This window comes from Nocardia tenerifensis NBRC 101015, from assembly GCF_000308715.1.
GTDB lineage: Bacteria > Actinomycetota > Actinomycetes > Mycobacteriales > Mycobacteriaceae > Nocardia > Nocardia tenerifensis.
The window spans coordinates 1-13,077 of record NZ_BAGH01000559.1 but is presented as its reverse complement, the minus strand read 5'-3'; the positions used below and the strand labels follow the sequence as shown (position 1 = coordinate 13,077).

Here is a 13,077-nt window from a genome sequence, read left to right as displayed (position 1 = left end):
AACACCTGTTGCAACTTCACCAGCGCCCGCACCGAGGTCTCCTCGATGCCGGTCACCGCCCCGTTGGCCGCGGTGGCCAGCCCGACCGCCACCGCGACGGCCTCGTCGTCGTCGAGCAGCAGGGGCGGCAGCGCGGAGCCCGCGCCGAGCCGGTAGCCGCCGGCGACGCCGGGGGTGGCGTGCACGGGATAACCGAGGGTGCGCAGCCGCTCCATGTCGGTGCGGATGGTGCGGGTGGACACGCCGAGCCGCTCGGCGAGGGCGGGCCCGGTCCAGTCGCGATGCAGTTGCAGCAGCGACAGCAGCCGCAGCAGACGCGCGGAGGTCTCCAACATGGCTCGATCATGGCAGCGATCGAGGAAAAGCGTCTTCCGCGATCGGTTCAGCCGATGATGGCGTTCATGATCGTGCCCGCGCTGGTGGCGATGACGCCGCCGAGCATGCCTCCGGCGATCATCTTCGGCGAGGCGAGTGGCCCGCCCTGCCACTTCTCCCAGGCGAAACGTCCACCGGCGAAGGTGATTCCGCAGACGCCGGACAGCAGGACCAGCCAGGTGAGGTAGCGGACCATCTGCAAGATCTTGTCCGAGTTCGGCGGCGGCTCCGGGGTCGGATTGCCGATCTGCGCTAGAAGGGCGTTGTGCACAGCGTGGATAACCATGAGTACGCTCGCTTCGGGTCGATGTGCCACCTGCTCGAGCTGGCACGTGCGCGTTGTCTGGGTAATAGCCATGCCTGTACTGGACAGTATGTGCGCCGGCGACGAATTCATGCGTCTACTGGACAAAACTGTCTGGAATGTCCGTTCGGCACGCCGTAATTCGCGTGCGGAAAGCTCGCGGAGGGTAACTCGACCGACGCTGTCGCCGGACGCCTGATCAGTTCGAGGTGCGTGCGACGCGGAATCCCACGTCGTCCAGGCGCAGCGTCGGGTGGCTGCGGCGGCGCACGGACGCGCGGCAGCTCCAGTGTTCGTCGAACCAGCCACCGCCGCGCAACACCCGGTAGGAGCCGTAGACCTCGGCGTCGTAGATGTCCCAGCACCAGTCCCAGGTGTTGCCGAGCATGTCGTACAGGCCGAAGGCGTTGGGCCGTTTGCCGCCCACCTCGTGCACGCGCTCGCCCGAATTGCCTCTGTACCAAGCGATCTCGTCCAGTTCGCCGTAGTGCGGGCCAGTGCTGCCCGCGCGGCACGCGTGCTCCCACTCGGCCTCGGTCGGCAGGCGGTAGCCGTCGGCGGACTCGTCCCACTCGGCGTGCTCGTCGTCGAGTCGATAGGCGGGCGCCCGGCCTTCCCGCGCCGACAGGGCGTTGCAGAATCGCAGAGCGTCCCACCACGACACGCTGTCGACCGGCAGCCGATCGCCCTGCGTGCTGCTCGGCCGCTGACCGGTGACCTGCGCGTAGAGCTCCTGCATGACCGGGACGGGGGCCAGCTCGAACGCCGCGACCGGCACCGCCCAGCTGCGTTGGGTGCGGCGATCCGTCAGCGTCACCTCACCCGCGGGGATGGTGACCAGCATGGTCAGGCTCGGGTCTCCGACACCGGCTCGTCGTGTTCGAGGTCGGGTCGCACCGGGTCGGGGAAGACGAACTTGCGCATGGCCCACCAGCGGAAAACGGTGGCGAGCAGCGTGCCGATCACCGTCGCGCTGATGAAGTCGGCGATGTTCTCCGCCAGGACCGAGACGTGCGGGGTGCGCAGCTGAAAGAGGTAGCTCGACACCGCGAGCGGCAGCTGGTTGATCACCATGCCGACGCCGGCCACCAGGAAGAACAGGGCGGCCTCGTGACGGCGCTCACGCCCGCCGCGCGCGGTGAACGCCCACTCGCGATTGAGCACATAGGACACGACGGTGGCGATGAGCACGGCGACCACGTTCGCGGTCACCGGCTTGCCCTCCAGGACAGTCCATTTCAAGCCGAAGAAGAGCACCGAGGTGGTGACGAAGGCGATCGCCCCGACGGTCAGGAACTTCAGCAACTCCGCGTGCCGCACGAACACCGACAGCATTCGGCTCGGCACGCGAGCGGCGACGATCTGGACCAAGAACATCCGGCCAGGCTATCGGAGGGGTGCGAGGGCACTCGCGGGCGGACCGTAGCCGGGGCGCGAATTCCCGGGGCCGGGCCGGTGTCGGTGAGCGGAACAGTTTGGGCACATTCTGTACGCGGTGTTGCTAATTCGTTATCTGCGAACGGCTTTCGAGCGGCGATTCGCGTGCACGCGCGTGCACGCGCCGCTCGTACAGATGCACGAGCGTTCGCCCGCACCGATCGCGGCCTCGCTCGGTGAGCCGAACGGTCGAAAGTGTGAAAGGCTCCTGTTTGAGGCCGGGGCCCAGAGGAAATCGCTCGGACACCGGTCGGCACAACCGCAGGGGCCTCAGCCGCGAGCTGAGGCCCCCGCAGTGCGTTTCGGGTCGGTTCATCGACCGTCGGTGTCGTTCATCGACGTCGCCGGCCACCGTAGTTCGGCTGCTACACGAGCATGGCCGATCCAACATGCCAACAGGTTGATCCGAGTTCCGGCGCGGGATATCGGCAGGCGCCCGCCGATCCCGGCTTAGACCATCGAGTCTTTGCGGTGAAGGTGCCCGAGGTCGTGAAAGAGCATTGCGATGTGCTCCGGCGGCCATCGAAGGGTGACGCGGTCGATCGAGCGACCATTGATATGTGACCTTTTGGTCACATATCTTACGTGACGTGGCAGACGATGACCTGGCGTTCAAGGCGCTCGCGGATCCGAGCCGCCGGTTCCTGCTCGACCTGCTGTTCGCCCGCGACGGGCGAACACTCGGCGAGCTCGAGGCCGAACTGGCGATGACCCGCTTCGGCGTGGCCAAGCACCTGCGGGTGCTGGAGGACGCCGGGCTGATCGTCACGCGCCGATCGGGCCGGGAGAAGTTGCACTTCCTCAACCCGGTCCCGATTCGCCTGATCCACGACCGGTGGATCGGCAAGTACACCGAGCGGGCCGCGGCCGCGCTCATCGATCTGAAACACGAATTGGAGCAGCAAGCCATGACACAGGGAACCGACGCCCGCACCCTTCAGGTGTATCGGGTGTACATCAAGGCGACGCCGCAGGCGATCTGGGACGCGATCACCAAGCCGGAGTGGACCGTGAAGTTCGGCTACCAGGCGCCGGTCGACTACGACCTGCGGCCCGGCGGCGCTTTCCGCGGGCTGGCCAGCGAGGTGATGAAGGAGCAGGGCGCGCCGGAGGTGGTGATCGACGGCGAGGTGCTCGAGGCCGACCCGCCGCGGCGGCTCGTACAGACCTGGCGCGCACTGTTTCTCGGCGAGGACTTCACTCGCCTCACCTATGAGATCGAGGATGAGGGCGAGGGCGTCTCCGTCCTGACCGTCACCCACGACGTGACCGGCGCGCCGCAGACCGCCGCGCAGACCGCGGGGGAGACGCCCGGTGCGGGTGGTGGGTGGAGTCAGACGCTCAGCGATCTGAAGACGCTGTTGGAGACTGGAAAGGCGTTGTACGCCTGAGTTTTCGGGTCAGCCGTGCGGCCGGCCGTTGGGGAACGGCCGGCCACTGACCGGCAAACAGGTTGGGGTGCAGTTGCTTCCGGGTCACTTGTCGAGCGGGTCCGGCGTCGGTCTGGTCGTGTCGGAGCTGCTGCACCGGCCTGAGCTGCTGCACCGGCCTGAGCTGCTGCACCGGCCTGAGCTGCTGCACCGGCCTGAGCTGCTGCGCTGGTGGGAGCTGCTGCGCTGGTGAGAGTTGCTGTGCCGGTCGGAGTTGCTGTGCCGGTCGGAATTGCCGCACCGGCCGGAGCTGCCGCGTCGATCGGAGTTTCCGCGCCGGTCGGCATTGCTGCGCCGCAGGGCTGTCAGCGCGGGCCAGCCGCCGCAGAGCATGAGGACCGGCAGAATCCACAGCGCCGTAGCCACGTCGGACAGCTCCGCGAGCCCACCGATCACCGGCGGACCGACCAGCAGGCCGACGTATCCGCTGGTGCTGACGGCGGTGACGGCGATCGCGGTGCCCTGACCCGCCTGCCCCGCGGCGATGAACAGATACGGCATCAGACACGACAGTCCGACACCGAGAGCGAGAAAGGCGACCGCCGTCGGTACCGGCCCGGACGCGCCGAAACCTGCAGCCGCTCCGATCATTCCGGCGCAGCAGGCCGCCGAGACGATGCGCGCGTGACCCCACCGGGCCGCGGCGGCGTCACCGAAGGCCCGTCCGGCGAACATGGCCAGCGCGAACACCGCGTAGCCGATGCCGGCCAGGCCGGCGGACACTCCCGTCTCCGCCATCCTGATCGCCGACCAGTCCGTGATCGCCCCCTCGGCCAGCATCGCCGCGAAACCGGCCGCGCACAACGCGACCAGCGGGAGCGCGCGCCGTGGTGCCGCCGCGGCGACCACGGGCGTCTCGCCCTCGCGAATCTCGAAGTCCGGCAACAGGTTGCGCAGCAGGGGCAGCGCGAACACGAGTCCGAGCAGCCCCGCCCCGGTCAAATGCCAACTCACGCCGACACTTCCCGCTACCGCGGTACCGGTCACGGCACCGGCCAGCCCGCCCGCGCAGAAGCACGCGTGGATGCCGTTGATCACCGGCCGCGTGTGCGCCCGCTGCACCGTCACGGCCTGCGCGTTCATCGCCACGTCCATGCTGCCGAGGCCGATGCCCCAGGCGAACAGGACCGGCCATGCCTCGGCCACCGAGTCGGCGGCGCCGATCGGAACGATGACCAGGCAGGCCGCCACGGTCGCGAACGGCAGCACGACCTTGCTGCCGTAGCGCGACATGATCCAGCCGGTGATCGGCATGGCGAGCAGGCTGCCCGCGGCGACGGCGAACAGCGTCAGCCCGAACAGTCCGGCCCCGATGTCCAAGTGGCGCTTGACCTCCGGTATGCGCGTTGCCCACGTGCCGAGCAGCGCGCCGTTGACCGCGAAGGCCGTCGCGACGCCGAACCTGGCCGCGCGCAGGCGCTCCGCGCTCACCCCGGCCACAACGGGTCCCCCGGTCTCGTCGGCAGCAGCTCGGTGAGCGACGCGACCCGGCGGCATCCGGTCAATCGCACGTCGGGGTCGCTGTTCACGCCGATCACCGAAAGCCCCGCGGCCAGTGCGGCATCCACGCCCGGCTGGGAGTCCTCCAGCGCGTACGCCCGTTCGGGCGGCACGCCCAGCGCCCGACATGCCGCGAGATATACGTCGGGCGCCGGTTTGGCGGCGAGTGCGTCGCCCGCGCCGACGACTGCGCCGAACCGGTCCCTGATTCCCGTGCGCTCCAACATCTTTCCCAGCAGCGCCGCCGGAGTGTTGGACGCAACCGCCAGCGGTGTGCCCGCCGACGCGGCGAGCACCGCGAGCGCGCCCGGCAGCAACGGCACCGTGCCCCGGCCCGCGGCCGCCTCGAAGTGCCGGAGCAGATCCGCCTCGGCCGCCTCCGCCGACAGGTCGGCCCCGGCGTGCGCGGCGAGCGCGACGGCGCTGTCGGCCACCGACCGTCCGTGGGTGTAGCGGCGCAGCTCCGGGGCCCAACGGCCGCCGTGCTCGACGACGAAGGACTCCTCGGCCAGCGCCCACAGCGGCTCCGTGTCGGCCAGCAGGCCGTCGAAGTCGAACACGGCGGCGGTCACGGCGTGAGCACAATCTTGAGCGCGCCCTCCGGCGCGGTGCGCAGGCCGTTGTCCAGATCGATACCCAGCAGCCCGAACGCTTTCGCGTAGTCCGAGAGCGAGAACACGTGGCTGACGATCTTTTCCGCGGGGATCCGCCCGGACACGATGAGATCCAGTGCGGCGGCGAAGCTTCCGTCAAGCGAGTCGATCGAGCCGACCAGCCGCTTGCTGTGATCGGCGAATACCGCGGGGTCCACCGAGATCGCGGGTCCGCCGAGGCCGACCGCGAGCAACTGCCCGCCGCGGGCGAGCCGCGCCATCGCGGCGTCGACGGCGCGGCCGGACGTCTCGACCACGATGTCGAACCCGATGTCCCCGGCCCCGACCGTGCGCATCGCCGCGTCGAGATCCGCTGCGGCGGACCAGCCGTCGGGCAGCGCCGCGCTCATCACCTCCCGGCGCGCGGCCGAGACTTCCACCACCGCGCCGAGCACCCCGCGCACCGCGAGCGCGTGGGAGTAGAGCACGCCCATCGGCCCGCCGCCGACCACGACCGCCGTGTGATCCGTGCGCAGGACAAGCTGTTTCACGCCGGTGACCGCGCAACTGAGCGGCTCGGTGAGCGCGGCGGCGGTGAAGGGCACGCTGTCCGGGAACCGGTGCAGGAACCGGCGCTGGGTCAGATGCAGCCTGCTGAACATGCCGTCGGCGCTCACCCCGCACTCGGTGCCGTCCTTGTGCAGGCAGTGATTCGAGCGACCCGAGACGCACATGCGGCAGTACTGGCACGAGTAGGTCGGGTCGAGCACGACCCGATCCCCGGGCGCGAGATCGGTGATGCCCGCGCCGACGGCGTGCACGACGCCCGCGGCCTCGTGGCCGAGCACGACCGGCGGCCGCACCGGTGGGTAACTGCCCGACACTATGCCGAGATCGGTTCCGCAGATGCCGATGGCGCGCAGCTCGACGACGACATCGTCGCGGGCTGCCGGCGCGGGTTCGTCGATCTCGCCGAGGTCCACGGTCCACGGTGCTCGGTAGATCAGTGCTTTCATCGGTTCGCTCCTGTCGAGATCTGCTTCTCCACGCGCGTGAGGGTGCGCGCGAGTCGTTCGGTGATATCGGTGATTTCGTCGTCGCGCGCGACGAGCGCGGGCCGGACCTTGACGACATTGCCGAAGCCGTAGCGCGACGGCCGGAGCACGAGTCGTTCCTCCGCGCGTGCGACGCGAATGATCTCGCGCGCGGTCGCGGCATCCGGCGAGCCATCGGAGTCGGAGATCTCCAAACCCCACATCATGCCCAGCCCGCGCACCTCGCTCACGAGAGCGCTCTGCTTGCCGAGGTCTTTCAGCAGGTCGCCGAGCTCCGCGCCTTTGCGCCGCACCTCGGCCAGGAATTCGTCGTCGGCGATCACCTCGATCGTCGCCTCCATCGCGGCCAGCGCCAGGGGATTCGCCCCGGAGGTGAAGGAGTGTTCGAAGGCCGCGAGCACATCGAGTTCCGGCCGCATGAGCACCGCGGCAATCGGCATGCCAACTCCGCCAAGGCCTTTCGCGAGCGTGATGATGTCGGGCCGCAGCCCGACCGCGCTCGAGCCGAAAACCGTGCCGAGCCTGCCGAGTCCGGTCTGCACCTCGTCGGCGATGATGAGAATGCCGTGCCGGTCGCAGATATCGCGCAGCCGCTCGAAATAGCCGGGCGGCGGCACGATGTTTCCGCCGTTGCCGAGCACCGGTTCGACGATCACCGCCGCGACCGAACCCCCGCTGGCGAATTCGAGAAAGTCCTCCATCCGGTCCGCGCACATCAGGCCGCAGTCCGGATAGTTCTGTCCGTAGAAGCAGCGGTGGCAGTACGGCGCGGGGATCTTCACGCCCGACCCCGACTGGGCGGCCGGAAAGGCACTGCGCCGGAAGGAGTTTCCCGACAGTGCGGTGGTGAACAGCGTCTGGCCGTGATGGGAAAGGAAGAGGCTGAGCACCTCTCGCCGCCCCGTCGCCTTCTGTGCGATGCGCACCGCGCACTCGTTCGCGGTGGAGCCGGTGATATCCCGGACCCAGGCCTTGGTGATTCCCGGCGGCGCCTTCTCCAACAGCGGCCGCACGGCCGCCTGGGCGCGTTCCCCGGTGAACTCCGAGGACAGGTGCACCGCGTGCGTGGCCTGCTCGCGGATGGCCGCGACCACGCCGGGGTAGCTGTAGCCGAGCGGCAGGTTGAAGGTGCCGGAGACGGCGTCGAGCAACGTTGTGCCGTCGGGCAGTTCGATCGTGAGGCCGCGTCCCCTGATCGAGCGTCTGGCGTCGGTCAGGGTTCCGGTTCTGGCTGGTTTCGATGCGGACATGGTGTCTCCCAAAACTTTTCGTGGGTAGTGCTCATGGGGTTTCCGGTGCGCCGAAGATCGGCTCCGGCACGTACTCGGTCACCTCGATGACCGCCGGAATCGCGTGCCTGAGCTTGAGCAGGATCAGCGAGACGACCAGCCCGCAGTTCGGGATCTGCGTGACGATCAGCGACGCCGAGTCGATCAGCAGGCCGTAGAGGATGAAGCCGGCGCTCGAGCTCAATCCGGCGAGCAGGTAGGCCAGGGACAGGTCGGCCGCCGAACGGGTCCGATAGGTCCTGGCCAGCTGGGGCAGCCAGGCGGCCAGCGCGATGCAGCCGCCGACGGTGCCGATGAACTCGACCGGCACCTGCCCGCGGGCGGACAGAATCACCGCGGCTACCGCCACGGACGCCGCGGCGACCCGCACCGCGGCGCCGGTATCCCGGTCCGCGCGGACCTTGAACACCATGAGCGCCCCGACGAGTGCGCCGCCGACCACTTGGGTCGCGACCAGCGACGCCGACCCTTTCAACGAGCCGTAGTGCACCCAGCACTGAATGCTGGCCACTACGGCGACCAGATAAGACCAGGAAATGTCCCCGGCCTTTCTCGTCTGCCAGGTGAGTTTCAACTGCGGCAGCCACGCCACCAGGGATATCGCGCCGCTGACCGTGCCTATCGCCTCGATCCACAAGGACATTACTGTTTCTTCCTGTTATGTGTCGATCAATGGCCGGTCAGGATTTGACCAGCAGAATGTCGGTCAGGATCTGGTCGCCTCGGAAGTTCTTATGCAATTCGCCGAGGCGCGCGGTCGGTGTGGGTCCGGCCGCCGGGTCACGCAGATCCAGATAGGTGCTGTACGAATCGCGCAATGTCGCGATCAGCGTTTCGTGATCGTCCTCGCAGAATGTGCCCGGCCAATACTCCATGACCAGCGGCACATCCGCTTCGAGCAGATTCTTCGCGCCCTGGAGTACGCGCAATTCCGCGCCCTCCACGTCCATCCAGATCATTCCGGCGTCGTCCAGGTCGATCTCGCCGTCGCGGACGAACGCGTCGAAGGTTCTGGTTCGCACGGCGACGGACGAGGTGACCGGCCGCCGGTCTCGCAGATAGTGATTGCCGAGGTTGTCCGGGGACAGCTCCAGCCAGGCGTCGCCCTCCTCGTCGGAGAGCGCGCATTCGACGGCGCGAACTCGGTCCTCCAGGTCGTTCGCCAGAATGTTCATCCGAAGGAGTCGGTAATTCGCGGGCGCAGGCTCGAAGGCCACCGCCGTACGCGCGCCGAGCGCCTTCGTGGCCAGCAGGCTGGCCGAGCCGATGTTCGCGCCGATGTCGACGAACTTCCGGTCGCGCAATCCATATCGGCCGCCGAACAGATCCAGCGCGTTGTTCGCCAGTTCCAGCGCGTCCCGCTCGAAGAATCCCCGGACGAACAGCTTGCGCGCGATCTCACGGTCCGCGGTGTGCACGAAATAGCGTATTCCGTCCGCATCGAATCCCACCACCGGCGCCGCCCGCCGGGCGAGATGCCACATCATTTGCCGCACGGCGGTACGCGCCATGGTTCCGGCACTCTTCATTGTTTCCTCCATATGTTCGCGACATCTCGTCGGAATATGCGTCTGACAGAACGGAGAACATGAATACGGATGAGGCGGATACGGACCCGCACCGACACCGAAAACGGGCGGCAGACACCTGCCGCGTTACCCGGATTTCGATGATGGACGAACCCCCGCTTCAGCAACCACGGTCAATGCTGCACCGCCGCCGGGGGCCGGTAAAGAATTGGTTCGCTCTACGGACCATCGCCCGCCGGAATGGTTTAGCGCAGCTCATGTCCGGGCAGGTCAAGGGTGATTCGCGCGGCGGTCCTTCGGGGCGTCCCCCGAGAATTGGGGGCCGGCGAGGGCTGCGATCGGGTGGATTCAAAGGAAATTTCCAATCGCGGAAGCAAGTCTTCCGCATTGCCCGCGAGAGTGGTTCCCATGACGAACACAGCGATCACTCCCTTCCGCATCGACATTCCGCAGGCCGAGCTCGATGAGCTGCGCGACCGGCTCCGGCACGCCCGGCTGCCGCACCCGGTGCCGGGGACCGAAAACGATTGGGGGCGTGGGATCGCGCCCGCCTACCTGGCGGAGCTGGCGCGGTACTGGCGCGACGACTTCGACTGGCGGGCGCAGGAGGCGCGGCTGAACGCGCACGACCAGTTCACCACCGAGATCGACGGGCAGACAATCCATTTCATTCACGTGCGCTCGGCCGAGCCGGACGCGGCGCCGCTGCTGATCACGCACGGCTACCCCGGGTCGGTGGTCGAATTCCTCGATGTGATCGGGCCTTTGACCGATCCGGTCGCGCACGGCGGCGCCGCGACCGACGCGTTCCATGTCGTGATTCCGTCGCTGCCGGGCTTCGGCTTCTCCACGCCGCTGGCCTCGACCGGGTGGGAGTTGTCGCGGACGACGGAAGCCTTCGCGGAGTTGATGACTCGGCTGGGATACGAGAAGTTCGCGGCCCAGGGCGGCGACGTCGGCGCGGGGGTGACCGGGCGGCTCGCGGCCCTGTACCCGGAGCGGGTGATCGCGACGCACGTCAACAGCGACCGCGGCTCGCTCGGACTGGTCGGCGAGCAACTGCCGATGCCCGACGGGCTGACCGCCGAGGAACTCGCGGCCATCGAGGAGGCACAGGAGAGGTGGGCGCAGCAGAAGGGCTACCTGGTGTTGCAGTCGACCCAGCCCAACGCCATCGCCGCCGCGCTGACCGATTCGCCGATCGCGCAGCTGGCCTGGATCGCCGAGAAATTCCAGGTCTGGAGCGACCCGGCGCGTTCGACGGGCGAGGCGGTGGACCGCGACCTTCTGCTCGCCAATATCAGCATCTACTGGTTCACCCGCAGCGGTGCTTCGGCCGCCCAGTTCCTCTGGGAGACAGCACATTCCGGTATGGACTGGGTGATGCCGTCCGGAGTGCCGCAGGGGTGGGCGGTCTTCAATACGAGCCCGCTGATGAGCCGGGTGATGAACCCCGGCGGGCACATCGAGCACTTTACCGAGTACACCGAGGGCGGCCACTTCGCTGCCTTGTCGGAGCCGGTGCTGTTCGTAGCGGACGTCCGGACGTTCTTCCGCGACCACCGCGGTTGAGCGCGAGCGGGGGCGCGGCGTGCGGGGGTGCGCGGGGTGTGGGGTGGGGAGCCACGCGAGGTGCGGGGTGCGGGGCCCGCACCGCGTGCCGTGGATACGTCGGGGCGCGTAGCGTGAATCCGCGCTCGTCGGCGGATGTCCGGCCGGGCTCGGCGGTCTACCGTTTCCGTTATGACATGGAATGAACTGGGCGCGAGTAAGTTCGCGCTGCTGACGACCTACAAGAAGGATGGGACGCCGGTGGGGACCCCGGTGTGGGTGGCGCCGGATGGGGATCGGATCGTCGTGTGGACCAACCCCGCGACATGGAAGGTCAAGCGCATCCGGCGTAACCCCGAGGTGACGCTGCAGGCCTCCGACGCGCGCGGGCGTCCGAAGGCGGGCGAGGTGTTCGCCGGCACCGCAACGATTCTCGACGCGGACGGCACGCAGCGGGTCCGGGAACTGGTCTCGCGCAAATACGGGATCATCGGGGCGCTACTCATCAAGTCGCACAAGCTGTTTCGCGGTGCGGATGGCTCGGTCGGCATCGCCATCGCACACCGACCGCCTGAGTGACCCGCCCGCTAGGCGGATTCGGCCAAGCCTGCGGCGCGCCAGGTGTCGGCGAGGTCTTGGAGGGGGAGGTCGAGGGTGAGGCTCAGGGCCACGACGGTGCCGAAGGCGGGGGAGGGGAGGCGGCCGGTCTCGATCTTGCGCAGGGTCTCGGGGGAGATGCCGGCCGCGCGGGCCACCTCGGTGAGGTCGCGGTCGCCTCGGGCGGCGCGCAGGGCGGTGCCGAGGCGGCGACCTGCGTCGATCTGAGCCGGGGTCAGGGGGAGGCGGACCATGACGCACAGCGTATTGCTGGTATTTAAATACCGCAACTCTATGTCGATACGTAGATATGCGCATCCAGCTATCAAGTTGGTCAGCAACTACGCCAAGAGCAACAGCTGGGATGGCGGCGATTGGTATAAAAATACCGAGTGGGCTACGGTGGTATTAAAATACCAAGGAGGAATACGCTCATGGTCGAGCTGAAGTCGCCGGACGAGATCGCGCGGATGCGGGTCACGGGCCGGTTCGTGGCCGAGGTGCTGGCGGAGTTGCGGGAACGCGCCCGCGTCGGGGTGAACCTGCTGGAGTTGGAAGCCCATGTACGTGAACGGATTCGGCAGCGTGGCGCGCAATCCTGCTACTGGGACTACTCGCCGTCCTTCGGCCGCGGGCCTTTTCGCAATACCGTCTGTCTCTCGGTCAACGACGCTGTGCTGCACGGCCTTCCGTTCGACTATGCCCTGCGCGACGGCGACGTGCTGACCATGGACCTCGCCGTCGGCATCGACGGCTGGGTGGCGGACTCGGCGATCACCACCGTGGTCGGCACCGCCGCGGCCGAGGATCTCCGCCTGATCCGCGCGACCGAGGAGGCGCTCGCCGCCGCCATCGCGGTCGCGTTGCCCGGCAACCACATCGGCGACATCTCCGCCGCGATCTCCGGCGTCGCCCGCGACTACGGCTACCCGGTGAACACCGAATTCGGCGGGCACGGACTCGGCCGCACCATGCACGAGGACCCGCACGTCGCCAACCACGGCCGACCCGGCCGCGGGTTCCGCCTGCGCCCCGGCCTCACCATCGCCATCGAGCCCTGGTTCGCCCGCACCACCGACCGGATCTACACCGACCCCGACGGCTGGACCCTCCGCTCCGCCGACGGATCCCGCACCGCCCACTCCGAACACACCATCGCCATCACCGACGGGGCCGCCGAAATCCTCACCGCCGCAGACTGACTCGAACCGCACCGGTACCCGAGTCCGCACCGCCTCCAGTGCCCCTCCAACGGTGCGGATTCATCGAAGAGGTGTGGCGGTTGCCGCTGGGCTGCCTGGGGCATGGGGCGTGCGAGCGGTGGCTTGATCCGCACTGGTACCCGGAATCCGCACCCGCACTGGAGCCTGCACCGGGTGCGGATTCATGGAAAGGTGCGGCCGTTGCCGCTGGGCTG

General features: G+C 68.3%; 15 protein-coding genes. 4 read left to right on the top strand and 11 right to left on the bottom strand.

Annotated elements, in window-relative coordinates; translation table 11 throughout:
- The 4 genes from ON39_RS36725 to ON39_RS36710 form a co-directional block, all read right to left on the bottom strand.
- Positions 1-335 (bottom strand): helix-turn-helix transcriptional regulator (locus tag ON39_RS36725; RefSeq protein ID WP_157195587.1); only part of this gene is annotated, 335 nt, incomplete at its 3' end.
- 47 nt (positions 336-382) lie between these two features.
- Positions 383-661, bottom strand: coding sequence for a hypothetical protein (locus ON39_RS36720; RefSeq protein WP_040741018.1), 279 nt, complete (start codon positions 659-661; stop codon positions 383-385).
- Positions 662-878: 217 nt separating this feature from the next.
- Positions 879-1,523, bottom strand: a complete 645-nt coding sequence (locus ON39_RS36715) for a formylglycine-generating enzyme family protein (protein ID WP_040741016.1) — start codon at positions 1,521-1,523, stop codon at positions 879-881.
- A gap of 2 nt (positions 1,524-1,525) precedes the next feature.
- Positions 1,526-2,056, bottom strand: a complete 531-nt coding sequence (locus ON39_RS36710; protein WP_040741015.1) for a GtrA family protein — start codon at positions 2,054-2,056, stop codon at positions 1,526-1,528.
- 650 nt (positions 2,057-2,706) lie between these two features.
- Between ON39_RS36710 and ON39_RS36705 the strand changes: the two genes are divergently transcribed.
- Positions 2,707-3,507, top strand: coding sequence for an ArsR/SmtB family transcription factor (locus tag ON39_RS36705; protein WP_040741014.1), 801 nt, complete (start codon positions 2,707-2,709; stop codon positions 3,505-3,507).
- Between the two features lie 84 nt (positions 3,508-3,591).
- Here the strand turns inward: ON39_RS36705 and ON39_RS36700 are convergent, their stop codons facing one another.
- From ON39_RS36700 to ON39_RS36675, 6 genes are read right to left on the bottom strand one after another with little or no spacing between them, the layout of a single operon-like run.
- On the bottom strand, positions 3,592-4,977 hold the full coding sequence (locus ON39_RS36700) for an MFS transporter (protein ID WP_146251292.1): 1,386 nt from the start codon (positions 4,975-4,977) through the stop codon (positions 3,592-3,594).
- On the bottom strand, positions 4,974-5,618 hold the full coding sequence (locus tag ON39_RS36695) for an HAD family hydrolase (protein ID WP_051187567.1): 645 nt from the start codon (positions 5,616-5,618) through the stop codon (positions 4,974-4,976). The genes ON39_RS36700 and ON39_RS36695 overlap by 4 nt, the downstream gene beginning before the upstream one ends.
- Positions 5,615-6,655: a zinc-dependent alcohol dehydrogenase gene (locus ON39_RS36690; RefSeq protein ID WP_040741013.1), complete on the bottom strand. Its 1,041-nt coding sequence runs from the start codon at positions 6,653-6,655 to the stop codon at positions 5,615-5,617. Before ON39_RS36690 ends, ON39_RS36695 begins: the two co-directional genes overlap by 4 nt.
- Positions 6,652-7,944, bottom strand: coding sequence for an aspartate aminotransferase family protein (locus ON39_RS36685; protein ID WP_051187566.1), 1,293 nt, complete (start codon positions 7,942-7,944; stop codon positions 6,652-6,654). The genes ON39_RS36690 and ON39_RS36685 overlap by 4 nt, the downstream gene beginning before the upstream one ends.
- A gap of 31 nt (positions 7,945-7,975) precedes the next feature.
- Positions 7,976-8,626: a SemiSWEET family sugar transporter gene (locus ON39_RS46385; protein WP_051187565.1), complete on the bottom strand. Its 651-nt coding sequence runs from the start codon at positions 8,624-8,626 to the stop codon at positions 7,976-7,978.
- 37 nt (positions 8,627-8,663) lie between these two features.
- On the bottom strand, positions 8,664-9,512 hold the full coding sequence (locus tag ON39_RS36675) for an FkbM family methyltransferase (protein WP_157195586.1): 849 nt from the start codon (positions 9,510-9,512) through the stop codon (positions 8,664-8,666).
- 408 nt (positions 9,513-9,920) lie between these two features.
- Between ON39_RS36675 and ON39_RS36670 the strand changes: the two genes are divergently transcribed.
- Together ON39_RS36670 and ON39_RS36665 are read left to right on the top strand one after the other, a co-directional pair.
- Positions 9,921-11,084 carry an epoxide hydrolase family protein gene (locus ON39_RS36670; RefSeq protein WP_040741010.1) on the top strand — a complete coding sequence of 388 codons (1,164 nt, stop codon included), beginning with the start codon at positions 9,921-9,923 and terminating at the stop codon, positions 11,082-11,084.
- Positions 11,085-11,255: 171 nt separating this feature from the next.
- On the top strand, positions 11,256-11,642 hold the full coding sequence (locus ON39_RS36665; RefSeq protein WP_040741009.1) for a PPOX class F420-dependent oxidoreductase: 387 nt from the start codon (positions 11,256-11,258) through the stop codon (positions 11,640-11,642).
- Between the two features lie 8 nt (positions 11,643-11,650).
- Here ON39_RS36665 and ON39_RS36660 read toward each other — a convergent pair whose 3' ends face one another.
- Complete coding sequence (locus ON39_RS36660) at positions 11,651-11,914, bottom strand: helix-turn-helix transcriptional regulator (protein WP_040741008.1); 264 nt, start codon at positions 11,912-11,914, stop codon at positions 11,651-11,653.
- A 180-nt stretch (positions 11,915-12,094) separates the two neighbouring features.
- Here ON39_RS36660 and map point away from each other — a divergent pair, with 180 nt between their 5' ends.
- Positions 12,095-12,862 (top strand): type I methionyl aminopeptidase, encoded by a 768-nt coding sequence (gene map / locus ON39_RS36655; RefSeq protein ID WP_040741007.1) that lies wholly within the window; start codon positions 12,095-12,097, stop codon positions 12,860-12,862.
- Positions 12,863-13,077 lie beyond the last annotated feature (215 nt).